Here is a 22,912-nt window from a genome sequence, read left to right as displayed (position 1 = left end):
GCAAAGTTAAAGTGTCCTGTTTCTGCAAAATAAGAGTGTCACTCTCCCCGGGTTTTGATGAGCTTGGAGATTGCGGATGGGACTGACAGCGATGCGCGGTGTGGCCCTGCAAAAATCTAGGCATCCGTGCATCCGGACTGACGATATTCGAACCGTATTGGTCGGTTTAGCGTTGCCTTAAAGAAACTGTGCAAGGATACGCTCTTACCACCACACCGGCGAGCTGATGAAGTTTCGAAAAAACCCAGAGATAGCGCGCAGCCGCGCGGGCTGCCTAACCGGCCATGTGAGCGCCTTCGCGCCAGCGGTGTTTGCGGCCATTATTGCAGCTATCGTCGTCTGGGTGGCAACGAATTGGCGGCTGGAGCGCGCTCTCGCCGATGAACGTTCGATTGTCGCCGGTGAGCTTGCCACGATATCATCTCGGCTGCAGACGAATCTGAATAGCAATGTGAAACTGTTACAAGGGCTGGCGGCGGCTATCTCCGTCGATCCGGCAATGGGTCAGAACGGATTTTCCAAACTTGCAGCACGGATCCTGCAGCCTGATTCACAATTGCGAAGCTTCGCCGCGGCGCCTGACATGGTGGTCAGCTGGGTCTATCCGGAAAAAGGAAATGAAAGAGCCATCGGGCTCGACTACCGGAAGAACGAGAAGCAACGGGCTGCCGCGATGCTGGCGCGCAACACCCACAACATCGTCTTGACCGGCCCGGTGGAGCTTGTCCAAGGCGGAATGGCTTTTGTGGTCAGGTGCCCTGTCTATACCACCGACGGAAATAGCCAGGTCTTTTGGGGGCTGCTTTCCGGGATCATTGATATTCCAAGGCTTTATGGAGATAGCGGCCTTCGTTCGACCGATCTTGAGATTGCCATCAGCACCGAACCGGAGCCGGAATCGCCCAACCAAGTTTTTCTCGGCGGCCTGGAGACCTTTCAAAGAAAGCCGGTCGTCGCAAACGTGGATATGACCTACGGCCGATGGACCCTCGCCGCGCGTCCGAAGCATGGATGGGGCCAAAATAACGGGATCGGCGCCTTCGAGTTCTATGCAAGTTTGTTGGCCTTCTGTGTCGTTGCCCCCATCGTCTGGGTCGGCTTTCTGACCAGATCGCGCCAAAGAACCATCGAAAAACTTCGCCTGCACAAGAAGAAGCTCGTTCGCGCGCGGCAACGCCTGGAATACCTGTCACTGCACGACGCGCTGACGGGACTTCCCAATCGACGGTTCGTCGACCAGATGATCTCGCAGCCGCCGCGGCCGGCTCCGCACGATTGCCTGATCCTCATCCATATCGACCTTGACCGGTTTAAAGAGATCAACGACACGAAGGGCCATGCCGGCGGTGACATCGTCCTCCAGGCCACGGCTTTGCGGCTCGCCGATTTGGCCGGTCCGAACGACGTCGCGGCTCGCATCGGTGGAGACGAGTTCATTTTCGCCAGCTGGAGCGCCAATCCTGAGCCTAAAGCAACCGAATTGGCCAAGCAGATTGTCGACGCGCTTCAGCGCAACATTTTTATCGATGGAGCAGCCTATGTGGTCGGAGCAAGCGTCGGCGTCGCCTGGGAGGCTGAACCTTCTCGACAGGACCTCGGCCAGTTGCTCCTGAATGCCGATCTGGCGCTCTACGAGGCGAAGAAGGCGGGTCGCGGTCGCGCGGCTATCTTCACCGAAGAGCTTCGAAGCGCCGCAGTCCATTCGAAAGAACTGGCGGATGAATTCAACCAAGCGCTCGAACGCGACGAGTTCGTCGCGTTCTTCCAGCCGCAGTTCGACGCAACCACATTGGCGGTCGCAGGCGTCGAAGCCCTCGCCCGCTGGGATCATCCGCGAAGAGGTCTGCTCGGCCCCACCGAGTTTCTTGATGCTGCGGAAAGGCTCGGGCGTAGCGGCGACATGGATAGACTGATCCTGCAAAAGGCACTCTTCGAGCTGACGAGATGGGACGGCTTGGGACTGCAAATCCCCCGGGTCTCGGTCAATATCTCCGCGCGCCGACTGGCGCAGGCAAATCTGCTTGCCGAGCTTTCGGCCCTTCCCGCAGTGAGGGGCCGCCTGTGTTTCGAGCTGCTTGAAACAATCTCCTTCGATGAGCTTCAGCCTGCTCTCAATGAGGTGATTCCAGCCATCAAGGCGCTCGGCATAGAAATAGAAATCGACGATTTCGGCACAGAACATGCCAGTATCGTCAGCTTGCTTCGATTTGAACCCCGAAGGCTCAAGATCGATCGAGAGATTGTCAAGCCGATCCTCGCCTCTCCTTCTCAACGCCGTCTGGTCTCCTCAATCATCGAAATCGGCCGATCACAGAACATCGACATCGTTGCCGAAGGCGTGGAGACAATGGAGCACGCGAAGATCCTGAAAGATCTCGGCTGCCATCTGCTGCAAGGTTACGCACTGGCGCGGCCAATGACCTCGGAGCAGTTGATCGAATTTTGCCATCAGCCGCATAGAGGAACCGCAAAGGCAGGCCGCTAGGTTGGCCGTCGGCTGTTTGTGCTTGCGGGTCCTCGTCAGCAGGTTCATTCTTGTCCCCATTGAGAAGCCCGCCGGCAGCGGCCGATGTCGCTGTCGCATACCGGGTTTTCGTGAGATGCCTGCGATGGAATGCGCCGGCTGCGGTTTCGACATTCAGAGCGGTTTTGCTTTCTGTCCGCGATGCGGCGCAAGGCAACCCCTCTCCTGCGCGGCCTGCGGTTATCCATGTCAGCCTGATTTTGCCTTTTGCCCGAAATGCGGCGCGTCGATCTCAGGCAAAGCCCAGCCGGCCGCGAAGCCAGCCATCGAGACGGCACCGGCTGAATCCGATGGCGATGCCGACCGGCGGCCGGTGACGGTGCTCTTTGCCGATCTCTGCGGCTTCACGACGTTGAGCGAGCAGATCGACCCCGAAATCATGCGGGTGCTGCAGAACGAATTGTTCGAAGAGATGACCCGGGCGGTGGAAGCCTATGGCGGCTTCGTCGACAAATTTGTCGGCGATGCACTGCTGGCGCTGTTCGGGGCGCCGGTCGCCCATGAGGACGATCCGGTGCGGGCGCTTGGCGCCGCACTTGATATGATCGACCGGGCCGCTGCGGTCGGCAAGCGCTGGCAGTCGCGTGCGGGCGTGCCGCTGCGCTTGCATATCGGCATCAATAGCGGCCCTGTCGTCACTGGCGGCTTCGGCGCCGCCAGTACAAAATCCTATTCCGTGACCGGCGACACGGTGAACACCGCACAACGGTTGCAATCCATGGCCGGCGAAAACGATATTCTCGTTGGTCCGCTGACCTACCGTCTCACCCGCCACGCCTTTGCCTTCGACAGCCTCGGCGCGCAAACCCTGCGCGGTAAGGTTGGAAACGTCCTCGTGCATCGGCTGACCGGACTGCTGGAAGCGCCGCATACGGCACGCGGGCTCGAAAGTTTCGGCCTTCAGGCGCCGATGGTCGGTCGGGACGCGGAATTGTCGCGCCTGTTGACCTGCCTCGATCTTGCCTGTGGCGGCGCCGCGCAGCTTGTCCGTCTGATCGGCGAAGCGGGCATCGGCAAATCGCGTCTGGCCAGCGAATTCGTCGGGATCGCCGGCAACACGGACCGTTTTCCTGGGCTTGCTATCCGCAGAGCCACCTGCTCTCCCCTCGGCGAACAATCGTACGGCACGCTCGCCGCGGTCGTGCGGAGCGCCTATGGAATCGGCGAGCGGGACGATCCCGACAGGACACGGCAACTGCTGACAACGGGATTCCGTGCCCTCGATCTCGGGCCTGACGACGTCGCGGCGCTTTTGCCGCTCTTTTTCCATGTTCTCGGCCTCGGCGATCCCGATGGCGCGCTCCGGCACATCGAACCGGAACAATTGCGTCGCCAGATCTTCTATGCGGTGCGAACCATCTTCGAGCGGCGGCTGGCACAAGGCCCTCTCCTGCTTGTGATCGAGGATCTCCACTGGGCGGATGCCGCCTCACTGGAAGTGCTGCGTTTCATGATGGACCGGCTGGAGCGCAGCCGACTGATGCTGCTTGCGATTTACCGGCCGACGTCGCAGACGGATCCGCTGAACTCCGATCGCGTCAGCGTCACTGTTCAGCGTCTCGGCCCCCTCTTCGCTGCCGATGGGCAGAAGCTGCTTGCCGCCTTTTTTGGCGAGGGTCACGGCAAGTTGCCGGCGCCAATGCGCAAGCGCATCCTCGAGCGCGCCGGCGGCAATCCGCTGTTTATCGAAGAAATCCTGCGCGGCCTGATCGACATGGGCGCGCTGCACAATGACGGGCAGCGCTGGCATGTCGCAGCCGAAGACGCGGATGTCGATATACCGGTCAATTTGCAAGCCCTGTTGCTTGCCCGCGTCGACAGGTTACCGCAGGAGATCAGACGTCTGGCGCAGGAGGCTGCCGTCGTCGGCCCGAAGTTCGATACCGCCCTGCTCCGCACCGTCGCGACCGATCCGGCCGGCATCGATGCAGCGCTGGATTATCTCTGCGATGCCAATATCATCGAGGAGTTGCGTGGACCGGACGCCGAGACAGCGCCGGGCTATCGCTTCAGCCAGACCTTGATGCACGATGTCATCTACCACAATCTGCTGCTGCAACGCCGCATGGAGCTTCACCGACGGATCGGCCGGGCGCTGGAACGCCAATATGGCGTGGCGCCGGATCGAGCAGAGCATCTGGCGCAGCTCGGCCATCATTTCAGCCTGACCACCGAAAAGGCCAAGGGGGCCAGCTATCTCATGGCGGCCGGCGATATGGCGCGCAAGATATACGCCAATGACGATGCCATGCGTCTTTACCGACAGGCTCTTGCTGCCTTCGCCGACGAGCAGGAGGCGCCGCCGGAGCAATTGGCACTGTTGGAGCGCCTTGGCGATCTCTGCGGTCCTGCCGGCCGGCGTGAGGCCGCCCTGAACCATTATCAGCGAGCACTCGCGATCCACCGCGCGAAAGATGATCGGATCGCCGCTGCGAGGATCTTGCGCAAGATCAGCCGCCTGCATCTCGATGCGGGACGCCGCGATCAGGCGGAGGCCCATTGTGCCGAAGCCGAAACGATGATCGCGCCGATCGATGCGCCGGTCGAACATGCCCATCTCCTGCAAGAACGCGGCCACCTCGCCTTCCGCACCGGCGACCAGGCTGCTGCTGCCGAATGGGCGACACAGGCGCTGCAATGCTTGCAAACACTGCCGATCGATGGAACGACCGAGGCCGGACGGGAGGCAGCGCGGGCGATGGCAGAGGCGCTGAACACCAAAGGTGCAGCACTCGCGCGTCTCGGACGCCGCCGTGATGCCGTGCAGGAAGTGGAGCGCAGCCTCTCGGTCGCCGAAAAGGCCGATCTGCAAAGCGCCGCCTGCCGCGCCTATTCCAACCTCGGCGTTCTCTACACGATCGTCGATCCGGCCAACGCCATCAGGATCTGCCGACGCGGATTGGAGGTCGCCACCCGCATCGGCGATCTCGGCTTCCAGGCGCGTCTTCTCGCCAATCTCGCGGTCTCCTGCTGCACCTTCACCGATCGCTGTGGAGCCGAGGGCGTGCCGGCGGCGGAGAAGGCGGTCGAAATCGACCGGGCGCTCGATCAGCGCGACCATCTGTCCGTACCGCTGATCGTACTCGGGCAGATACACCAGTGCCATGGGCAGCCGAACCTAGCTCGTAAGTATTACGAGGAAGCCCTTGAGGTTGCGAAGGAAATTGACGAGCCGCAACTGCTCTTTCCGTGTTATGATGGCTTGGCGACACTGAGCCTTGAACACGACGACATGGATGAAGCGGAACGGTATTTCGCGCTGGCGCAGGATGTGTGCATCCGCCACAAGCTTGACCCCGGCACATTCGTCGTCTTGCCGTTTCTCGACTGAAGGCTTCGCATCTCACTCGTCGCTCTGCATCAATTCGCCAAAGCGATTCAGAGACATAAAGGGAGGAACTAACAATGCAGGAGAACCACGCCGATAAACCATTACAGCCTGGGGATCGCGCGCCCAACGTGGTGCTGGATGCGATCACCCGCCATGGCAAGATCGCCATCGATGATTTTCGCGGTCAGAAGCCGGTGCTTGTCGGCTTGTTTCGCGGCCTGCACTGCCCCTTCTGCCGCCGACAGATCGCCGCCATGGCCGAACTCACCGATGCGCTGCAGGAAAAAGGCATCGATAGCCTCACGGTCGTCAATACTCCGATCGAGCGAGCGCGCCTCTATTTCCGCTACCACCCGCTTCCCAATTTGCTCGCGGCCTCCGACCCCGAACGGGTATCGCACAGAGCTTTCGGCTTGCCGAATATCGAGTTCACCGAATCCGAGAACGAATGGCCGTACAAGGTCAGCATGAGCACAATGTCGTCAATGCAGGTCGACATGCCGGGCGAGTTGCCAGAGGCCATGGGTGTGATGGCGGCGATGGAATATCTCGACAAGGCCGACGGTTATGAATTCACCGAGGACGACACACGGATGATCGCCACCGGCCATGGCCAGCTTGTCGGCGAATTCCTGCTCGACCGCGATGGCGTCGTGCGCTGGTGTTTCACGGAGGTCGAGGAAGGTGGCCGCAACTTGTTCGGCGGTCCCGCCCCCCGCGATGTAATGTCGGCGGCTTCGAATATGGCTGTTTGACGCGACTTCCCTGGCCCTTTGCCTGGGCGGACCGGCCGCTTCAAGCCGGCAGGCCGGCCTTGCGGTAGCCGTCCAGGAAATGGTCAAGCGTCCGAGCGTCGCGAAACGGTTCGGTCGCGGCCCAGTGGCGGGTGGAAAAGCCGGGGTTGGCGACAAGGAAGAGTTCGGTCTCCGCCCGCGCCTCGTCGAGCCGGCCGAGCTGCGCAAGGCTTGCCGCCAGGAAACGACGGGAGCTCGTGCGATAGGTTTCGTCGCGACGCAGCGTCTCGACAACGGCCTCATATTGCCCGGCTGCATATTGCGCCTGGCCGAGCGCCAGATAATACCAGCTCGCCGGAAAGGGATTCAGCCGGAACGCCTTGCGGACATGCTCGAGGCCCTCGTCAATCCGCCCGGCGAGGACCGTGATGTCGGATAATGACGCAAAGGTGTCTGCCTCGTTCGGGTCGAGTTCGATCGCCTTGGCGAATTGCGCATCCGCCTCGGCAAAATCGCGCTCATAGGCAAGCAGATAGGCCAGGACCCAGCGGCAGCCGGCATCATTGGGGTCGATCGCAACCGCCTTGCGTGCCAGTTGCAGAGCGATGCCGCGGGTCGATTCCGTCGGTCCGCCGCTATGGACCCATCCCATCCAGTGGTTCACGGCAAGCCAGCGATAGGCCTCGGCATAGTCCGGGTCGAGCGAGATTGCGCGCGTCAGCATGAGATGCGCTTCCTCAGCCGCCTGCGGGGCATCGTCCATCAGCTTGCGCGCCCGCACGCAGAGATCGTAAGCCTCGATGTTCTTCGGCCGATTGCGCGGCGGCAGTGCTCGGAGTCTGCCGAGCAGCGCCTCGACGATCCTGCTCGTCACCTCGTCCTGAAGAGCGAAGATATCGTTCAGGCTGCGATCGAAACGTTCCGCCCAGAGGTGATCGCCGCTGACCGCGTCGATCAGCTTGGCGTTGATGCGCACGCGCCCGGCAGCGCGTCTTGCGCTGCCCTCCAGCAGATAGCGCACGCCGAGCTCCTCGGCGATCTCTCGTACGTCCATCGCCCTGCCCTTGTAAGCGAAGGCCGAGTTGCGGGCGATGACGAACAGGCCGGGCATTCTGGAGAGGTCGGTGATCAGGTCTTCGCTCAGCCCGTCCACGAAGGATTCCTGCTCTGGGTCGCTGCCGATATTCAGAAAGGGCAGGACAGCAATCGACGGCTTGTCAGGCAGCGGCAAGGTTTTTCGCCTCACGCCGCTGAGCCGATGAACGGCTCCCGTGAAGCGGTAGCCGACACGCGGAACCGTCGCAATCCATTCGCCGCCGCCGGCGGACGAACCGAGCAGCTTGCGCAGCTGCGCGATCTGGACGGTGAGGTTGCCTTCCTCGACCGCGATGCCTGGCCAGGCCGCGTCCATCAGCTCGGTCTTGGCGACGATGTCGCCGGCTCGCCCGACAAGCGCCGCAAGCAGCTTCAGCCCGCGGTGGCTAACGGCAACGGGATCATCGTTCCGAAGGAGCGTTCCCGCATCCGGATCAAGCACGAACGGACCAAAGGCAAAGCGCGATCCCTGCATGAAGCGGATCTATAGTCCGTTTGGAAGTTTTTGAGAACGTTTTGGCGAGGCTTAATTACGCCGCTCCCCTTATTCCGCAGAATTTCATCCTCTTTCAGGCCAGGCCGCGCCCTTCAGACCATACCGACTGACGAGGATATCAGCATGACGAGTGCAAGCACGACATCACCGCAAGAGGATCAGCTCCCACGGGCCGCGATGGCGGGCATCATTGCGACGGTCACGGTGTTTGCCGTGGCGCAGGGACTGACCTATCCGCTGCTGAGCTTTATCCTGGAACGGCAGGGGCTGACGTCAGGGCTCATCGGCCTGTCGGCAGCGATGACGCCGCTGGGTTTCATCTTATCGGCGCCCGTCATTCCAGCGCTTTCGCGACGCGTCGGCGGGGCGCGGCTTGCTATCCTCTGTTCGATCCTGGCCGCCCTCATCCTGGTTGCGATTGGCTGGATCCAGCACGCCTGGGTCTGGATGCCGCTGCGCTTCCTGCTCGGCTTCTTTGCCAATCCTCTCTACGTCATCAGCGAAACCTGGCTGATCTCGATCACGCCGGCGGCGCGCCGCGGCCGGATCATGGGCCTCTACTCATCGATCGTTTCGGCTGGTTTCGCCGTCGGCCCGCTATCCCTCGGCGTCGTCGGCACGGAAGGTTGGCCGCCCTTCATCATCGGCGTTACGGCCTTTCTTGCCTGCGGCCTGATCGTGCTTGCCGTCGCTCCCCGCCTGCCTGACATGCCTCGCGAAGGCGAGGCAGTGTCGGTCGGTGGCTTCTTCGCGTTGGCGCCGCTGCTGCTCTTTGCGGTTTTCGCGGCAGCCGCCTTCGAGCAGATCCTGCTTTCGCTGTTCGCGGTCTATGGCGCAGCCCTCGGCAGCGCCGAGGCGCGCATTGCTTCGCTCATCACCTGTTTCGTCGCCGGCAATGCGATGCTGCAGGTCCTGCTCGGGCGCGCGGCCGAACGGTTCGGTGCGACGCGGACGATGTTATTCTGCGTCCTGGCTTGCCTCACCGGCTGCCTGCTGCTGGCGCCGCTTTTTACCACATGGCTCATCTGGCCGCTGGTATTCGTCTGGGGCGGCGTCTCGTTCGGGCTTTACACCACGTCACTGATCCAGCTCGGCGAGCGTTTCACCGGCCGGACCCTGATCGCCGGTAACGCGGCCTTCGCCTTCACATGGGGCATTGGCGGCATGGCGGCCTCACCAGCTGCCGGATCGGCAATGCAGCTGATCGGGCATCACGGGCTCACACTATCACTCGGCCTGCTCAGCACTGTCCTCTCGATACGCCTCGTCTTAGATCTGAGGATGACGCGGTAATACTCTGAATAGGCGTTATTTTTCTGCGATCCGATTCCGTTTATCCCCTGCCCTTGAATAGGCGCATCCCCGCAATATATAAATTGTTATATAACAATTTATCGAAATGGCGAGATGGGCATGGTCGAAGATGTGGTCCGAACGCTTGGCTTTCTATGTCTGGGCAGCCGGCTGCGGCGCATCGGCGAACGATTGCAGGCCGATACCCAGCAGATCATCGACGAGGCCGAGCTCGGCATTCAAGCCGGTCAGTATCCGTTCCTGGCGGCGATCGACCGGACCGGGCCGCTGACGATCGGCGAACTGGCCCAGTCGGTGGGCATCACCCAACCCGGCGCGACGCGGACGATCGGCCAGCTTCTCGAACTCGGCTTCGTCGACATGCGGCCGGCACCGGACGATCAGCGCCGCAGACTGGTGTCGCTGACCGACAAGGGGCAGGAGCTTGTCAATTATTCGAAGGCGACGATCTGGCCGCGCGTCGCGGCTGCCGTCGCGGATCTCTGCGGCGATCTCGACGGACCGATCCTCGAACAGCTCGCCGCTATCGAGGACGGGCTTGCGGAGGTGCCGCTCAAACGCCGGCGCACCGCTGCCGCACCGCGCGTCCTTTCAGACGCCCAAGAGGAGGAAGGATGATGAAACATGTGCTCGACCGGCCGATCTGGAGCGCTCTGCAGACCGCGCACGCCGATATCTCCGAAGGCGGCAGCTACGCGAGGCGATACCCGCCGTCCATTGTCCCCTTCGCCGCCTCCGCGGACGATACGCCGGAAAGCCTCGATGCCCTGGAGAAGCTGCCGTCGCGGCAGGAGCGCATGTTTCTCGTCGAGGTTGGACCAATCGCGGTTCCGCCAGGTCTTGCCATAATGATGGAGGCGCCGGTGACCCAGATGGTTGCCGAGCGGCCTCACAAGACAATTTCCGACTCCCGCATCCAGCCGCTGACGGAGGCTGATGCCGCCGATATGCTTGACTTGGCAATCTTGACCAAACCAGGCCCGTTCACCTTGCGCGCCCAGAGCCTTGGCCGCTTCTGGGGGATAAGGCATGAGGGTCGTCTGGTGGCGATGGCCGGTCAGCGCATGCGACAGCCGGGCTTTATCGAGCTCAGCGGGCTTTGTACCCATCCCGCTTTCCAAGGAGGCGGCCTCGGCACCTTGCTATTCCGCTTCGTTGCCGGCGAAATCGCATCCAGCGGCGACGTGGCCTATCTGCATGCCTATGCGGCGAACACATCGGCCATTTCGCTCTACAAGGCGCAGGGCTTCGTGGTTCGGTCGGAAATGAACATGAGCGTGGTCAAACGTCGCCCCTGATCGTTGCCCTGCGCGATCGTCGCAGCGCAGTGTCAGATCACTGTCATCGAAACCCTTTAAAGCGCCGGCAACGATTTGATTGATGCGAGGCGCATTCGATGGCGACATTGCAGCAGGTCGCGTTCCGGGCAGGATGTTCGCTGGCGACCGCGAGCAGAGTTCTCAACCGCAACGGGCCAGCCAGCGATCTGATGGTGCACAAGGTGCGCCGGGCTGCCGCGGAACTCGGCTATCACTCCGCCGGCCGGCTCGGACGCAGGCCGGTGGTCGGCGTCTTGATTCCAAGCATCACCAATCCGGTCTTACCTGGCGCATGAGATCCATCGAGAAGATGATGTCCTCGTCCTTGTCGGCGCCGTCGACGGTGAGATCACCTGTATGGACGATCAGATCGACGTCGGTCTCTTCGATCCAGCTCAAGAGCGGTGCCCAGTTGCCGTTGAAATGCGGCTTGCCGGGGCTGAAATGCGTGTCGGTGATCTGAATGATTTTCATGGGGCGCGTCTCCGAGAACCTCGGAAGCGTCTCCCGGACCCTCCCTTCTCGGAGCCTCTCTAGAGGGCTCCCATGTCAATCAGACATCTGCGGTTTTCAGCTGTTTTTCAGTTTTGACATCAATCTGTCACACAGCCGCAGGCCGCCTCCCGAAGTGGGAGCCGGCCCATCTGCTGATTAGGTGGGGGTCAGTGCCGCGGCGCGTTCGCGGGAATGGACGATACCGTCGCCGAAACCGGGTCGCTTGCGGGGAAGGTGTCTTCGAGACCTTCGTTCAGCTCCTCTTCCAGCGTTTCGCTGTCGTGGGTGGAACGCGCGCTCGGCTGGCCGATGAGACCCTTGCTGCCTTCGTCGAAGTTGCCGTTGCTCAAGGCATCATACCGGTTGATGCTGCCGTCTGGGCTGCGGCCGGGAAAGGCCGTCAGCTGAACCATCATCACCTTGGCGTGGTCGAGCGCCGTCGAACTGTCGAGTTCGCCATGAGAATTGTCGATTTTGACGGCAATCGACTCTCCTCCCTCGCCCAGAAATTCCACCGTGAAGAAATTGCCGGACTGTGTCACGCGCGTATCGATCAACTGCATGGGAACCTCCTGTGTTCATGCCAAACCAACGGCGATCAGCATCAGGAGTTCCACGACAGCGCCACTTCAACGCGATGCGTGGCGCGCCGAGGGTCTAGATCCGCTGATAATTCGGCCGGTATTTATGGTTAATTTATTAATAATTCGGCGCTTATCATTGGAACCATGCGGCCTTTCCGAGTGTTGTTGCTGGGCCGTGGAGGAACCTCGATGATACTGAAAATCCTTGCGCCAAAGATCGACTCCGATTGCCATGATACCGGCACCTATCCCGACGGGATCTTCGCCGAAAACCGCATCGACCTTTCATCGCGCCGCGACGACCGCCGTCGCTCGCCGCATGAACGCGATTACGGCGCCGACAGAAAACTGGAAAAACTGCCGCTCGGCTTCGTCTAAGCAGCCATAACCTCCTCTTGTCGGCCGGATGATCCCGGCCACATTCTCCTTTGACGCCACTCGCGCAGGTCAGGAGAAGCCTTTGCCCTGGATCGCCTACATCGCCCATTTCATCGCCGCGGCCTTTCTGGCCAACGGCATCCCGCATTTCGTCAATGGCGTCAGCGGCCGGCCCTTCCGCACCCCATTCGCCAATCCAAGTTCACCGACGGTGAATGTCATATGGGGCTGGGCCAACTTCCTCATCGCCTTCCTGCTCTTTGCCAATATCGGGCCGCTCTATATCGGCACTCCGGGCGATACGATTTTTGCCGCGGCCGGCATGCTCGTCACCGGCATCCTCCTCGCCCGCTTTTTCGAAGGCAGCGCCAGATAGTAGCTTGCATGATGATAGTCACTCCTGTAGTGACATCTGCCATGCAGCGGACAAGTTTCGGCCAATTCAAATGCCCGGCGGCGCGCGCGCTCGACAGCGTCGGCGACTGGTGGAGCATCCTGATTCTGCGCGACGCCTTCCAGGGGCTGTCGCGCTTCGACGAGTTTCAGAAAAGCCTCGGTGTGGCCCCGAACATCCTGACGCGGCGGCTAAAACATCTGACGGACCAGGGCCTGTTCGAACGACGGCTCTACCAGCAGCGCCCTGCCCGCTACGAATATGTGCTGACCAAGAAGGGCCGCGATTTCTTTCCGGTGTTGATGGCGCTGTTTTCCTGGGGGAGCCGGCACATTCCGGAAGAGGATCTCGCATTTCTGCTCAGCGACGCCGCTTCCGGCAAAGCGCGCGAGACGGTGCTTGTGGACGCACGGACCGGCGAAGAAGTAACGCCCGAAAACACCAGCCTGCTCCCTGGACCAGCCGCCGATGACGAGGTGCGTGCGCGGATCGCCCGCATGCGCGCCTGGTATCTCGGTATCGACGCATAGAGAGGAAAATAGCATGGATCGCATCGTTGTCACCGGCATGGGACTTGTCTCGCCACTCGGCACCGGCGTCGAGCCTGCCTGGACACGTCTCGTCGACGGCGCCTCCGGTCTCAGGGTGCTGCCGGACGATGTTGTCGGCGAGCTCTCGGCCAAGGTCGGCGGTGTCGTTCCCGGCATCGCCGAGGACGCGCAGGCCGGCTTCGATCCCGACCGCTCGATCACGCCGAAAGACCAGAAGAAGATGGATCGCTTCATCCAGTTCGCGATGGCGGCGACGGAGGAAGCGGTGAAGCAGGCCGGCTGGATGCCGACCGACGAAGGCAGCCGTGAACGCACCGCAACGATCATCGCTTCGGGCGTCGGCGGCTTTCCTGCAATCGCCGAAGCGGTGCGGATCGGCGAGACGCGGGGCGTTCGGCGGCTATCACCCTTTACCGTGCCCTCCTTCCTCGTCAACCTCGCCGCCGGCCAGGTCAGCATCCGCTATGGTTTCAAGGGGCCGCTCGGCGCGCCGGTGACGGCCTGTGCCGCCAGCGTTCAGGCGATCGGTGATGCGGCGCGGCTGATCCGCTCCGGCGAAGCCGATGTGGCGATCTGCGGCGGTGCCGAGGCCTGCATCGACAAGGTTAGCCTCGGCGGCTTTGCCGCCGCGCGTGCGCTGTCCACCGGCTTCAACGAGACGCCGGAACTGGCTTCGCGGCCCTTCGACACGGCACGCGACGGTTTCGTCATGGGCGAAGGCGCCGGCATCCTGGTCATCGAAACGCTCGCCCACGCGCTGGCCCGCGGGGCGACACCACTTGCCGAACTCGTCGGCTACGGCACGGCGGCGGATGCCTACCACATGACCGCAGGTCCCGAAGATGGCGACGGCGCGCGCCGGGCGATGGTGGCGGCACTCAGGCAGGCGAAGATTCCGGCCTCCGAGGTCAGGCACCTCAACGCGCACGCGACGTCGACTCCGGTCGGTGACAGAGGCGAGATCGCTGCGATCGGCACGGTGTTCGGCCGCAATGGCGCCATTGCCGTCAGCGCGACGAAGTCGGCGACAGGCCATCTGCTCGGCGCGGCGGGCGGGTTGGAAGCAATCTTCACCATTCTTGCGCTGCGCGACCAGATCGCGCCGCCGACCCGCAACCTCAACGAAGCCGATCCGGCCGCCGACGGCATCGACATCGTCGGCAAGACGGCGCGGCCGCTTGCCATGGACTATGCCATCACCAACGGCTTCGGCTTCGGCGGCGTCAATGCCAGCGCCCTCTTCCGGCGCTGGTCGTAAAGTCCGTTTTCCTTGTGCTGAAATTCGCTTACACTTCCGCTCTATCGGGGGCTCGCTCCCCGATGGAGCCGGAGATCAATCCATGCGCGCCTTTCTCGCAGTTCTCATTCTGTGTGCCGCGTCCGCCCTCTCTCCTCTCTCGGCCCATGCCGAAGATCCGATCGACACCACGCGAACGATGATCGAGGAACAGATCAAAGCCTTCCTCAAGGACGATGCCGAAACCGCCTATTCCTTCGCCGCCCCCGGCATCAAGGCGATGTATCCCGACAAGAACCTGTTCTTCGCCATGGTGAAGAAGAGCTACGAACCAGTCTATCACCCCGGCAATTACGCCTTCGGCCGCAGCCGCTCGATCGACAATGGCGCGCTGATCTACCACGAAGTGCTAATCTCAGGACGCGACGGCAAGGACTGGACGGCGATCTATCAGGTCACGCGGCAGCCCGACGGCAGCTACCGGATCAACGGCGTTCAGATCATGCCGGATGCGGACAGCAAGGGAATTTGATCAAACTGCGTTCGGCCGATCAAACGGGATCGAGATCGCCCCTCGACCATTCCTCCATCGTTTCCGCCATGAAATCGGCGAAGCGGCCTTCGGCGATCGCCTTGCGGATGCCCTGCATCAGTTCCTGATAATAAGCGAGATTGTGCCAGGAGAGCAGCATGCCGCCGAGGGCTTCGTTGGCGCGGACGAGATGGTGGAGATAGGCGCGCGAATAATCGTGCGAAGCCGGGCAATTCGATTGTTCGTCGAGCGGACGCATATCCTCGGCATGGCGGGCATTGCGGATATTGACCTTGCCGCGGCGGGTAAAGGCCAGGCCATGGCGTCCGGAGCGGGTCGGCATGACGCAGTCGAACATGTCGATGCCACGGGCGACGGATTTGAGGATATCGTCAGGCGTGCCGACGCCCATCAAGTAACGCGGCTTTTCCACGGGCAGGACCGGAAGCGTCTCTTTCAGCATGTTCAGCATCACGTCCTGCGGCTCGCCGACCGCGAGACCGCCAACGGCGTAGCCCTTGAGGTCGAGCTTGGTGAGTTCCTCGGCCGAACGGATGCGCAGGGCTGGGATATCGCCGCCCTGAACGATGCCGAACATCGCCTTGCCCGGCTGCTCGCCGAAGGCCACCTTGCAGCGCTCGGCCCAGCGCAGCGACATTTCCATGGCGCGCTCGATCTCCTTCGGTTCGGCCGGCAGCGCCACGCATTCGTCGAGCTGCATCTGGATGTCGGAGCCGAGCAGCCCTTGGATCTCGATCGAGCGCTCCGGCGACATATGATGCAGGCTGCCGTCGACATGCGACTTGAACGTGACACCCTGCTCGTCGAGCTTGCGCAGGCCGGAGAGCGACATGACTTGGAAGCCGCCTGAATCCGTCAGGATAGGATGTTCCCAGCGGATCAGCTTGTGCAGGCCGCCGAGGCGGGAGACGCGCTCCGCTGTGGGGCGGAGCATCAAGTGATAGGTATTGCCGAGGATGATGTCCGCGCCGGTCTCCCGCACCTGATCGAGATACATGGCCTTGACGGTGCCGACTGTACCGACCGGCATGAAGGCCGGCGTGCGGATCGCGCCGCGCGGCATGGAAATCTCACCGAGACGGGCACCGGCATCGGTCTTCTCGAGCGTGAATTGGAAGTTCTCTGTCATCTAGTCTTTCCGGAAAAGAAGGCTCGCGTCGCCGTAGGAGTAGAAGCGGTAGCCTGTGGAAATCGCGTGTTCATAGGCCGCATGCATGGTTTCGAAGCCTGCGAAGGCCGAGACCAACATGAACAGCGTTGAGCGCGGCAGGTGGAAATTGGTCATCAGCATGTCGACCGCCTTAAAACGGTAACCGGGAGTGATGAAGATCCCAGTGGCGCCGGCCCATGGTTTGATCTCTCCGCTTTCCCCGGCGGCGCTCTCGATCAGCCGCAGCGAGGTCGTGCCGACGCAGACGATACGCCCGCCTCTTTCCCGCACGGCATTCAAGCGCGCGGCGACATCGGTGCTGACATAGCCGCTTTCGAGATGCATTTTGTGATCGTCGGTATCATCAGCCTTAACAGGCAGGAAAGTGCCGGCGCCGACATGCAGCGTGACGAAATGACGTTCGATGCCGGCCCTGTCGAGCGCTTCGAACAGGCCAGGCGTGAAATGCAGGCCGGCGGTGGGGGCTGCAACGGCCCCTTCCTCGCGGGCATAGATCGTCTGGTAGTCGGCCCGGTCGCGCTCGTCCTCGGGGCGCTTGGCGGCGATATAGGGCGGCAGCGGAACATGGCCGACGGCGGCGATCGCCTCGTCGAGCACCGGACCGGAAAGATCGAAGGCGAGCGTCACTTCGCCCGCTTCGCCTTTTTCCTCCACCGTCGCATCGAGCGAGCCGATCATGCAGCTTTCGCCGCTGTGGCCGAAGGCGATGCGATCGCCTTCCTTGATGCGCTTGCCCGGTTTGGCGAATGCCTTCCAACGGCTGGGACCGACGCGCATGTGCAGCGTTGCCGAGACCTGCTGACCGCCGGCGCCGTCGCGATGGCGGATGCCCTCGAGCTGGGCGGGGATGACCTTCGTGTCGTTGAAGACGAGCGCGTCGCCGGCGCGCAGAAATGACGGCAAATCCGAAACCCGATGGTCCGACAGTGCGCTTGCCGCTTTTGCATCCACGACGAGCAGGCGTGCGCTGTCGCGCGGCTCCGCGGGCCGCAGGGCGATGCGCTCCTCGGGCAGATCGAAATCAAAAAGATCAACGCGCATAAGTGTACTTTCAGGCAAAGCGAAACCCGCCCCGCGCTCTCGCGCAAGGGCGGGTTTCAGCAGAAATCACAATCAGACGTCGGCGGCAACCCGCATAGAGACGATCGAGTCCGGATCGGAGACCGGCTCGCCGCGCTTGATTTTGTCGACATTGTCCATGCCTTCGATCACCTGGCCCCAGACGGAATACTGCTTGTTCAGCCACGGAGCGTCGGTGAAGCAGATGAAGAACTGCGAATTGGCCGAGTTCGGGTTCTGCGAACGCGCCATCGAGCAGGTGCCGCGCACATGCGGCGTCGCCGAGAACTCCGCCTTCAGGTCCGGCTTGGCGGAGCCGCCCATGCCCGCGCGGCCGGGATTGAAGGTTTCCGAACCCTTCTTGCCATATTCGACATCGCCCGTCTGAGCCATGAAATCCTGGATGACGCGGTGGAAAACGACGCCGTCATAGGCCTTCTCGCGGGCGAGTTCCTTGATGCGGACGACGTGCTCCGGGGCGACCTGCGGCAGCAGCTGAATGACTACTTTGCCCTTGGTGGTTTCCAGGATAACGGTGTTTTCGGGATCCTTGATCTCGGCCATTGTCTTCTCCTCTTTCTTTCTCTCGTAACCTACTTCTTGCCCAGGGTGACCTTGATCATCCGGTCGGGATTGCTGACTTCGCCATTCTGGCCTTCGCCGCGCTTTATTTTGTCTACGTTCTCCATGCCGGACACGACCTTGCCGACGACGGTGTACTGGCCGTTCAGGAAGGAGCCATCGGCGAACATGATGAAGAACTGCGAGTTCGCGGAATTCGGATCCTGCGACCGGGCCATGCCGACGGTGCCGCGCACGAACGGGGTCTTGGAGAATTCAGCCGGAAGATCCGGAAGGTCGGAGCCGCCGGTGCCGGCCAGGCTCGCATCAAAGTTCTTTTCCATGTTGCCGTATTTGACGTCGCCGGTCTGGGCCATGAAGCCGTCGATGACGCGGTGGAAGGCGACATTGTCATATTCGCCCTTCTTGGCGAGCGCCTCGATCTGGGCGACATGTTTCGGCGCTACATCCGGCATCAGCTGGATCACCACCGGGCCGTTCTTCAGCTGAATGGTGAGATAATGATCGGCCGACTGGGCCAACGCATCCCCCGCGAAGGAGGCGAGATACAGCACGCCGGCAAATGCGAGATAAAAGAGTTTCATGTGAGCTCCGTTGCGGCGTTATCCGCCTAGGCTTTTCTGCTTGCTAGTTTGGGCGCTTGGATGTGAGGGCTTGCAGGACGGCGGCCGGGACGAAAGCGCTGACATCTCCGCCCATGGCGGCGATCTGGCGGACCAATGTGGCGGTAATGGGCCGCGACGCCGTGCCGGCCGGCAAAAAGATGGTCTGGATATCGGGCGCCATCGTTCGGTTCATGCCGGCCATCTGCATTTCATAATCAAGGTCCGTGCCATCGCGGAGGCCGCGGATCAGAAGCGTGGCGCCATGGGCACGGGCGGCATCGACGACCAGATTGTCGAAGGCGACGACAGTGATGTTGCCGGTCTTGCCGGGCAAGACTTCGGCCAGCGACAGGCGGATCAGCTCGGCTCTCTCTTCGAACGAAAAGAGCGGCGCCTTGCCGGGATGGATGCCGATCGCGACGATGACTTTTTCGGCGACGTTCAGCGCCTGGACCAGAACATCCACATGTCCGTTGGTGATCGGGTCGAAGGACCCAGGATAAAAAGCTGTCGTCATCTGGCCCGGCCATTCGTTTGACGCCTTTTGTCACGGATGCAGACTTGTCGCAAGTGATTTACCGGGCCCCGCCGCACGGCTGAACAGCGGATGAACATGGCATTCAAGGCCGTTTCAGACGGGATCTGCTTAACTCGAATCATCAATGCAGCCGATGCCATTCCGGCAGCCGGCGCTCCCGAAAGACCTGGATCCATGCTGATCGTGCTTGTTGCGTTTGCCGTCACTTTCTCCCTCGCCGCCGAGCTCGCCTATGGCTATTTCGCCGATCGCCACGAGGTGAACTGGGTGCGGCCGGAGCTTGCGGAACATGCGGCGATCGTGCGTGCTCAAGGCCGGCTGCGCGGAATGAAAGGCCGGCTGCGCCAGGAGAAACGGTCTTCGAATCTGAACGCCAGATGAACGGGACATTCAAGGTGGCTTCAGACCGCCATTGCTAAACACCCCCTCAACATCCGACGGAACCATTCTTAAACGGATGCGTTCACTCAACCGACACAGAAATGCGTCAAAGCGCGGCAGGAAGGACTAATAATGCCCGGCAAGATTACGATGATTAACGTGCTCTGGATGGTTGTGGTCACGGGCATGCTCACCGCAACTGTCGCTCTTTATGATCAGAAGGTCGATACCTCCAAGGTTTATGGCCCCTATGCCTCGGCCCGCACGGCCGTACTGGGCCAGTACTGAGGAGCGAGTACGCAACTCCCCAGGAAAGGAATGCCTATGTTCACGATCTTGACAGTGCTAACCGCCCTCATCAGCGTCATGTTCATCGTGTCTGTGGCCTCGACGATATCAGCGCTGCGGCGCGAAGGCGAAGAGGTGAAGGCGCTGAACGAAAAGCATAGCGCGTTCTGACATTCCTCTCTTCCCCTCCCATGAGCGGCACCCTTTCGCCGCCTGGGCTTTTCAAAGCCGGATGCAATCAGCGTCCGGCTTTTTTCTTGGGCAATGAGCCGGCTTGAGCCAACAGAGTGCTTCAGCTTGGAAGCAACGCTCCAACAGAAAAGGGCGGCTTGAAGCCGCCCAGTTCATTCGATCATTCCTCGGCAGCACCGCCCGGATCGCCATCGACGACAGGTGTTTCATCGGCGCCAGCGGTACCTTCGGCCGCGTCAACCGCCCCTTCCGTCTCATCATCCTCCGGCTCGCTGATGCGCTCGACCGAGACGACCTTCTCGTCCTTGGCCGTCGAGAAGATGGTGACGCCCTTTGTGGCACGGCTGGCGATGCGGATGCCGCCGACCGGCACTCGGATCAGCTGGCCGCCGTCGGAGACCAGCATAATCTGATCGCCGTCATCAACCGGGAAGGCCGCCACCAGCTCGCCGATCTCTCCGGTTTTCGACGTATCGGTGGCGCGGATGCCCTTGCCGCCGCGGCCGGAGATGCGGAAGTCGTAGGAGGAAGAACGCTTGCCGTAGCCCTTTTCGGAGACGGTGAGCACGAATTGCTCGCGCGCCTTCAGTTCTTCGTAGCGCTCGTCGGAAAGCTGCCCCTCTTCTGTGACTTCTTCGCCAACGAGAGCGATGTCCTCTTCATCAACGCCTATCGCCCGGCGTTCGGCGGCGGAGCGCTTGAGGTAGGCGGCACGTTCCCATGGCTCGGCATCAACATGGCCGACGATCGTCATCGAGATGATGCGGTCGCCGTCGCCGAGATTGATGCCGCGCACGCCGATCGAGTTGCGGCCGGCAAAGACACGAACGTCGTCGACGGAGAAGCGGATGCACTGGCCAAGCGCCGTGGTCAGGAGAACGTCATCCCGATCAGTGCAAGTCTCGACGGAGAGGATTTCGTCGCCCTCTTCCTCGAGCTTCATGGCGATCTTGCCGTTGCGGTTTACCTGGACGAAGTCCGAAAGCTTGTTACGGCGAACCGTACCGCGCGTCGTCGAGAACATGACGTCGAGATTGTCCCAGCTCGCCTCATCCTCGGGCAAGGGCAGGATGGTGGTGATGCGTTCGCCGGGTTCGAGCGGCAGCATGTTGATCAGCGCCTTGCCGCGCGAGGTCGGCGTGCCGATCGGCAGGCGCCAGACCTTCTCCTTGTAGACAATGCCGCGCGACGAGAAGAACAGAACCGGCGTATGGGTATTGACGACGAATAGCCGGCTAACGAAATCCTCGTCGCGGGTGGTCATGCCGGAGCGGCCCTTGCCGCCGCGACGCTGGGCCCGGTAGGTGGTCAGCGGCACGCGCTTGATGTAGCCGAGATGCGAGACGGTGACGACCATGTCTTCGCGGGCGATCAGATCCTCGTCGTCCATTTCGAGGCCGCCATCGACGATCTCAGTGCGGCGCGGCGTACCGAACTCGTCGCGAACGGCTGTTAGTTCGTCCTTGACGATGGTCTGGATGCGGACCCGCGAGGAAAGAATATCGAGATAATCCCGGATTTCCTCGCCTATCTTATTAAGTTCATCACCGATTTCGTCGCGGCCGAGTGCCGTCAGGCGAGCAAGGCGGAGCTCAAGAATGGCGCGCGCCTGCTCTTCGGAGAGGTTGTAGGTGAGGTCGTCGTTGATGCGGTGGCGCGGATCGTCGATCAGACGGATCAGGCTTTCGACATCTTCGGCCGGCCAGCGGCGCGTCATCAGCTCTTCGCGGGCCGATTGCGGATCCGGCGCCTGGCGGATGACGCGGATGACCTCGTCGATATTAGCCACCGCAATGGCGAGACCAACCAAGACGTGGGCACGCTCACGCGCCTTGCGCAGCAGGAATTTCGTTCTCCGGCTAACGACCTCTTCGCGGAAGGAGACGAAGGCGCGCAGCATGTCGAGCAGCGTCAGCTGCTCTGGCTTGCCGCCGTTCAGCGCCACCATATTGCAGCCGAAGGACGTCTGCAGCGGCGTGTAGCGATAAAGCTGATTGAGGATGACCTCGGCATTGGCGTCGCGCTTCAACTCGATGACGACGCGATAGCCCTGACGGTCGGATTCGTCGCGCAGATCGGAGATACCCTCGATGCGCTTTTCACGCACCAACTCGGCCATCTTCTCGATCATCGTCGCCTTGTTCACCTGGTAGGGAATTTCGGTGATGATGATCTGCTCGCGGTCGCCGCGCATCGGCTCGATGGTGGCGACGCCGCGCATGATGACGGAACCGCGGCCAGTCTCGTAGGCCGAGCGGATGCCGGCACGGCCGAGGATCTTCGCGCCCGTAGGAAAATCGGGACCGGGAATGATCTGCATCAGCTCCGGCAGCTCGATCGCCGGATCGTTGATCAGCGCGATGCAGCCGTCGATGACTTCGGAGAGGTTGTGCGGCGGTATATTGGTCGCCATGCCGACAGCGATGCCGCCGGCGCCGTTGACGAGCAGGTTCGGGAACTTGGCGGGAACAACGACCGGCTCAGACAGCGTGCCGTCATAGTTGTCGCGGAAGTCGACGGTTTCCTTGTCGAGATCGTCGAGCAGCGAATGGGCAGCCTTTTCCAGACGGCACTCGGTGTATCGTTCGGCCGCCGGCGGATCGCCGTCGACCGAGCCGAAATTGCCCTGACCGTCGATCAGCGGCAGGCGCAGCGACCACGGCTGCGCCATGCGGGCGAGCGCGTCATAGATCGCGGCGTTGCCGTGCGGATGGTATTTACCCATCACGTCGCCGGTGACGCGGGCGCATTTGACGTATTTCTTGTTCCAGTCGATGCCGAGCTCGGACATGCCGTAGAGGATGCGCCGGTGCACGGGCTTCAGGCCGTCGCGCACATCGGGCAACGCGCGGCTGACGATGACGCTCATGGCGTAATCGAGATACGACCGCTGCATTTCCTCCATGATGGAGATGGGCTCGATGCCTGGCGGGAGCTTCCCGCCGCCGGGGGGTGTTTGCTCAGTCAAAACAGATCACGATCTCTTCTAGAATCACTTGAAGATTTATAGCGGAAAGCCTGTTCCCGCGCCAATTTCTGAGCGCGTTTTGAACAGGCTTTTGCGGCTTAAAGAGGGTAAAACACATAACTT

Annotated in this window: 22 protein-coding genes and 2 pseudogenes; 15 read left to right on the top strand and 9 right to left on the bottom strand. The window is 61.7% G+C overall.

The genetic code is table 11. The features are described from left to right. The first annotated feature begins 226 nt into the window (after positions 1-226). From AC13QO_RS14300 to AC13QO_RS14290, 3 genes are all read left to right on the top strand, one after another. Complete coding sequence (locus AC13QO_RS14300) at positions 227-2,485, top strand: bifunctional diguanylate cyclase/phosphodiesterase (protein ID WP_488540934.1); 2,259 nt, start codon at positions 227-229, stop codon at positions 2,483-2,485. Positions 2,486-2,609: 124 nt separating this feature from the next. Beyond that, on the top strand, positions 2,610-5,855 hold the full coding sequence (locus AC13QO_RS14295; RefSeq protein ID WP_221112532.1) for an adenylate/guanylate cyclase domain-containing protein: 3,246 nt from the start codon (positions 2,610-2,612) through the stop codon (positions 5,853-5,855). A 74-nt stretch (positions 5,856-5,929) separates the two neighbouring features. Then, positions 5,930-6,610 (top strand): peroxiredoxin-like family protein, encoded by a 681-nt coding sequence (locus AC13QO_RS14290; protein WP_488540933.1) that lies wholly within the window; start codon positions 5,930-5,932, stop codon positions 6,608-6,610. A gap of 40 nt (positions 6,611-6,650) precedes the next feature. On the opposite strand, the gene AC13QO_RS14285 is transcribed toward AC13QO_RS14290, so the two are convergent. Then, positions 6,651-8,159: a winged helix-turn-helix domain-containing tetratricopeptide repeat protein gene (locus tag AC13QO_RS14285; protein WP_488540932.1), complete on the bottom strand. Its 1,509-nt coding sequence runs from the start codon at positions 8,157-8,159 to the stop codon at positions 6,651-6,653. 144 nt (positions 8,160-8,303) lie between these two features. Between AC13QO_RS14285 and AC13QO_RS14280 the strand changes: the two genes are divergently transcribed. From AC13QO_RS14280 to AC13QO_RS14265, 4 genes and pseudogenes are all read left to right on the top strand, one after another. Beyond that, the gene (locus AC13QO_RS14280; protein WP_488540931.1) at positions 8,304-9,473 is read left to right on the top strand and encodes an MFS transporter; all 1,170 of its coding nucleotides are present in this window, start codon (positions 8,304-8,306) and stop codon (positions 9,471-9,473) included. Between the two features lie 120 nt (positions 9,474-9,593). Further along, positions 9,594-10,112 carry a MarR family winged helix-turn-helix transcriptional regulator gene (locus AC13QO_RS14275; RefSeq protein WP_488540930.1) on the top strand — a complete coding sequence of 173 codons (519 nt, stop codon included), beginning with the start codon at positions 9,594-9,596 and terminating at the stop codon, positions 10,110-10,112. Then, positions 10,112-10,792: a GNAT family N-acetyltransferase gene (locus AC13QO_RS14270; RefSeq protein WP_488540935.1), complete on the top strand. Its 681-nt coding sequence runs from the start codon at positions 10,112-10,114 to the stop codon at positions 10,790-10,792. Before AC13QO_RS14275 ends, AC13QO_RS14270 begins: the two co-directional genes overlap by 1 nt. Positions 10,793-10,890: 98 nt before the next feature. Further along, positions 10,891-11,094 (top strand): annotated as a pseudogene (locus AC13QO_RS14265) (LacI family DNA-binding transcriptional regulator); the annotation flags it as partial. Position 11,095: 1 nt separating this feature from the next. On the opposite strand, the pseudogene AC13QO_RS14260 reads toward AC13QO_RS14265, so the two are convergent. Further along, a pseudogene (locus AC13QO_RS14260) lies at positions 11,096-11,287 on the bottom strand (metallophosphoesterase family protein); the annotation flags it as partial. Positions 11,288-11,475: 188 nt separating this feature from the next. Then, complete coding sequence (locus tag AC13QO_RS14255; protein ID WP_221112418.1) at positions 11,476-11,871, bottom strand: hypothetical protein; 396 nt, start codon at positions 11,869-11,871, stop codon at positions 11,476-11,478. Positions 11,872-12,081: 210 nt separating this feature from the next. On the opposite strand from AC13QO_RS14255, the gene AC13QO_RS14250 reads away from it, so the two are divergent. The 5 genes from AC13QO_RS14250 to AC13QO_RS14230 all read left to right on the top strand — a co-directional run bounded on the left by AC13QO_RS14250 (position 12,082) and on the right by AC13QO_RS14230 (position 14,984). Next, positions 12,082-12,270: a hypothetical protein gene (locus AC13QO_RS14250; RefSeq protein ID WP_488540929.1), complete on the top strand. Its 189-nt coding sequence runs from the start codon at positions 12,082-12,084 to the stop codon at positions 12,268-12,270. A gap of 82 nt (positions 12,271-12,352) precedes the next feature. Continuing rightward, positions 12,353-12,646: a hypothetical protein gene (locus tag AC13QO_RS14245; RefSeq protein ID WP_183703322.1), complete on the top strand. Its 294-nt coding sequence runs from the start codon at positions 12,353-12,355 to the stop codon at positions 12,644-12,646. A gap of 41 nt (positions 12,647-12,687) precedes the next feature. After that, entirely contained in the window at positions 12,688-13,194 is a 507-nt protein-coding gene (locus AC13QO_RS14240) for a winged helix-turn-helix transcriptional regulator (RefSeq protein WP_085778175.1), read from the top strand. 13 nt (positions 13,195-13,207) lie between these two features. After that, positions 13,208-14,473 (top strand): beta-ketoacyl-ACP synthase II, encoded by a 1,266-nt coding sequence (fabF, locus tag AC13QO_RS14235; protein WP_488540928.1) that lies wholly within the window; start codon positions 13,208-13,210, stop codon positions 14,471-14,473. Between the two features lie 82 nt (positions 14,474-14,555). After that, on the top strand, positions 14,556-14,984 hold the full coding sequence (locus AC13QO_RS14230; RefSeq protein WP_085778173.1) for a DUF4864 domain-containing protein: 429 nt from the start codon (positions 14,556-14,558) through the stop codon (positions 14,982-14,984). 19 nt (positions 14,985-15,003) lie between these two features. Here the strand turns inward: AC13QO_RS14230 and tgt are convergent, their stop codons facing one another. The 5 genes from tgt to coaD all read right to left on the bottom strand — a co-directional run bounded on the left by tgt (position 15,004) and on the right by coaD (position 18,939). Next, entirely contained in the window at positions 15,004-16,134 is a 1,131-nt protein-coding gene (tgt, locus tag AC13QO_RS14225; RefSeq protein ID WP_488540927.1) for a tRNA guanosine(34) transglycosylase Tgt, read from the bottom strand. Next, complete coding sequence (queA, locus tag AC13QO_RS14220; RefSeq protein WP_488540926.1) at positions 16,135-17,217, bottom strand: tRNA preQ1(34) S-adenosylmethionine ribosyltransferase-isomerase QueA; 1,083 nt, start codon at positions 17,215-17,217, stop codon at positions 16,135-16,137. Positions 17,218-17,289: 72 nt separating this feature from the next. Next, complete coding sequence (locus AC13QO_RS14215; protein ID WP_085778170.1) at positions 17,290-17,799, bottom strand: peptidylprolyl isomerase; 510 nt, start codon at positions 17,797-17,799, stop codon at positions 17,290-17,292. 29 nt (positions 17,800-17,828) lie between these two features. Then, the gene (locus AC13QO_RS14210) at positions 17,829-18,401 is read right to left on the bottom strand and encodes a peptidylprolyl isomerase (protein ID WP_488540925.1); all 573 of its coding nucleotides are present in this window, start codon (positions 18,399-18,401) and stop codon (positions 17,829-17,831) included. A 43-nt stretch (positions 18,402-18,444) separates the two neighbouring features. Then, a complete protein-coding gene (coaD, locus tag AC13QO_RS14205) occupies positions 18,445-18,939 on the bottom strand; it encodes a pantetheine-phosphate adenylyltransferase (protein ID WP_097601109.1) in 495 nt (164 codons plus the stop codon). A 90-nt stretch (positions 18,940-19,029) separates the two neighbouring features. Here coaD and AC13QO_RS14200 point away from each other — a divergent pair, with 90 nt between their 5' ends. The 3 genes from AC13QO_RS14200 to AC13QO_RS14190 all read left to right on the top strand — a co-directional run bounded on the left by AC13QO_RS14200 (position 19,030) and on the right by AC13QO_RS14190 (position 19,800). Further along, a complete protein-coding gene (locus AC13QO_RS14200; RefSeq protein WP_488540924.1) occupies positions 19,030-19,341 on the top strand; it encodes a hypothetical protein in 312 nt (103 codons plus the stop codon). Positions 19,342-19,473: 132 nt separating this feature from the next. Beyond that, positions 19,474-19,629 (top strand): hypothetical protein, encoded by a 156-nt coding sequence (locus AC13QO_RS14195; RefSeq protein ID WP_488540923.1) that lies wholly within the window; start codon positions 19,474-19,476, stop codon positions 19,627-19,629. A 36-nt stretch (positions 19,630-19,665) separates the two neighbouring features. Next, positions 19,666-19,800 (top strand): hypothetical protein, encoded by a 135-nt coding sequence (locus AC13QO_RS14190; protein ID WP_010056528.1) that lies wholly within the window; start codon positions 19,666-19,668, stop codon positions 19,798-19,800. Positions 19,801-19,981: 181 nt separating this feature from the next. On the opposite strand, the gene gyrA is transcribed toward AC13QO_RS14190, so the two are convergent. After that, complete coding sequence (gene gyrA / locus AC13QO_RS14185) at positions 19,982-22,789, bottom strand: DNA gyrase subunit A (protein ID WP_488540922.1); 2,808 nt, start codon at positions 22,787-22,789, stop codon at positions 19,982-19,984. Positions 22,790-22,912 lie beyond the last annotated feature (123 nt).

The organism is Rhizobium sp. CNPSo 3670, assembly GCF_057784555.1.
This window is presented reverse-complemented; position numbering and strand designations above follow the sequence as displayed.

Excerpts from the sequence above, each read along its gene's own strand:
- AC13QO_RS14270 (WP_488540935.1), top strand. The coding sequence starts at position 10,112 with ATGAAACATGTGCTCGACCGGCCGATCTGGAGCGCTCTGCAGACCGCG.
- queA (WP_488540926.1), bottom strand. The coding sequence starts at position 17,217 with ATGCGCGTTGATCTTTTTGATTTCGATCTGCCCGAGGAGCGCATCGCC.
- AC13QO_RS14295 (WP_221112532.1), top strand. The coding sequence starts at position 2,610 with ATGGAATGCGCCGGCTGCGGTTTCGACATTCAGAGCGGTTTTGCTTTC.
- coaD (WP_097601109.1), bottom strand. The coding sequence starts at position 18,939 with ATGACGACAGCTTTTTATCCTGGGTCCTTCGACCCGATCACCAACGGA.
- AC13QO_RS14300 (WP_488540934.1), top strand. The coding sequence starts at position 227 with ATGAAGTTTCGAAAAAACCCAGAGATAGCGCGCAGCCGCGCGGGCTGC.
- AC13QO_RS14230 (WP_085778173.1), top strand. The coding sequence starts at position 14,556 with ATGCGCGCCTTTCTCGCAGTTCTCATTCTGTGTGCCGCGTCCGCCCTC.
- AC13QO_RS14280 (WP_488540931.1), top strand. The coding sequence starts at position 8,304 with ATGACGAGTGCAAGCACGACATCACCGCAAGAGGATCAGCTCCCACGG.
- AC13QO_RS14250 (WP_488540929.1), top strand. The coding sequence starts at position 12,082 with ATGATACTGAAAATCCTTGCGCCAAAGATCGACTCCGATTGCCATGAT.
- AC13QO_RS14285 (WP_488540932.1), bottom strand. The coding sequence starts at position 8,159 with ATGCAGGGATCGCGCTTTGCCTTTGGTCCGTTCGTGCTTGATCCGGAT.
- AC13QO_RS14275 (WP_488540930.1), top strand. The coding sequence starts at position 9,594 with ATGGTCGAAGATGTGGTCCGAACGCTTGGCTTTCTATGTCTGGGCAGC.
- AC13QO_RS14200 (WP_488540924.1), top strand. The coding sequence starts at position 19,030 with ATGAACATGGCATTCAAGGCCGTTTCAGACGGGATCTGCTTAACTCGA.
- AC13QO_RS14240 (WP_085778175.1), top strand. The coding sequence starts at position 12,688 with ATGCAGCGGACAAGTTTCGGCCAATTCAAATGCCCGGCGGCGCGCGCG.
- AC13QO_RS14190 (WP_010056528.1), top strand. The coding sequence starts at position 19,666 with ATGTTCACGATCTTGACAGTGCTAACCGCCCTCATCAGCGTCATGTTC.
- AC13QO_RS14255 (WP_221112418.1), bottom strand. The coding sequence starts at position 11,871 with ATGCAGTTGATCGATACGCGCGTGACACAGTCCGGCAATTTCTTCACG.
- AC13QO_RS14210 (WP_488540925.1), bottom strand. The coding sequence starts at position 18,401 with ATGAAACTCTTTTATCTCGCATTTGCCGGCGTGCTGTATCTCGCCTCC.
- AC13QO_RS14290 (WP_488540933.1), top strand. The coding sequence starts at position 5,930 with ATGCAGGAGAACCACGCCGATAAACCATTACAGCCTGGGGATCGCGCG.
- AC13QO_RS14215 (WP_085778170.1), bottom strand. The coding sequence starts at position 17,799 with ATGGCCGAGATCAAGGATCCCGAAAACACCGTTATCCTGGAAACCACC.
- fabF (WP_488540928.1), top strand. The coding sequence starts at position 13,208 with ATGGATCGCATCGTTGTCACCGGCATGGGACTTGTCTCGCCACTCGGC.
- AC13QO_RS14195 (WP_488540923.1), top strand. The coding sequence starts at position 19,474 with ATGCCCGGCAAGATTACGATGATTAACGTGCTCTGGATGGTTGTGGTC.
- tgt (WP_488540927.1), bottom strand. The coding sequence starts at position 16,134 with ATGACAGAGAACTTCCAATTCACGCTCGAGAAGACCGATGCCGGTGCC.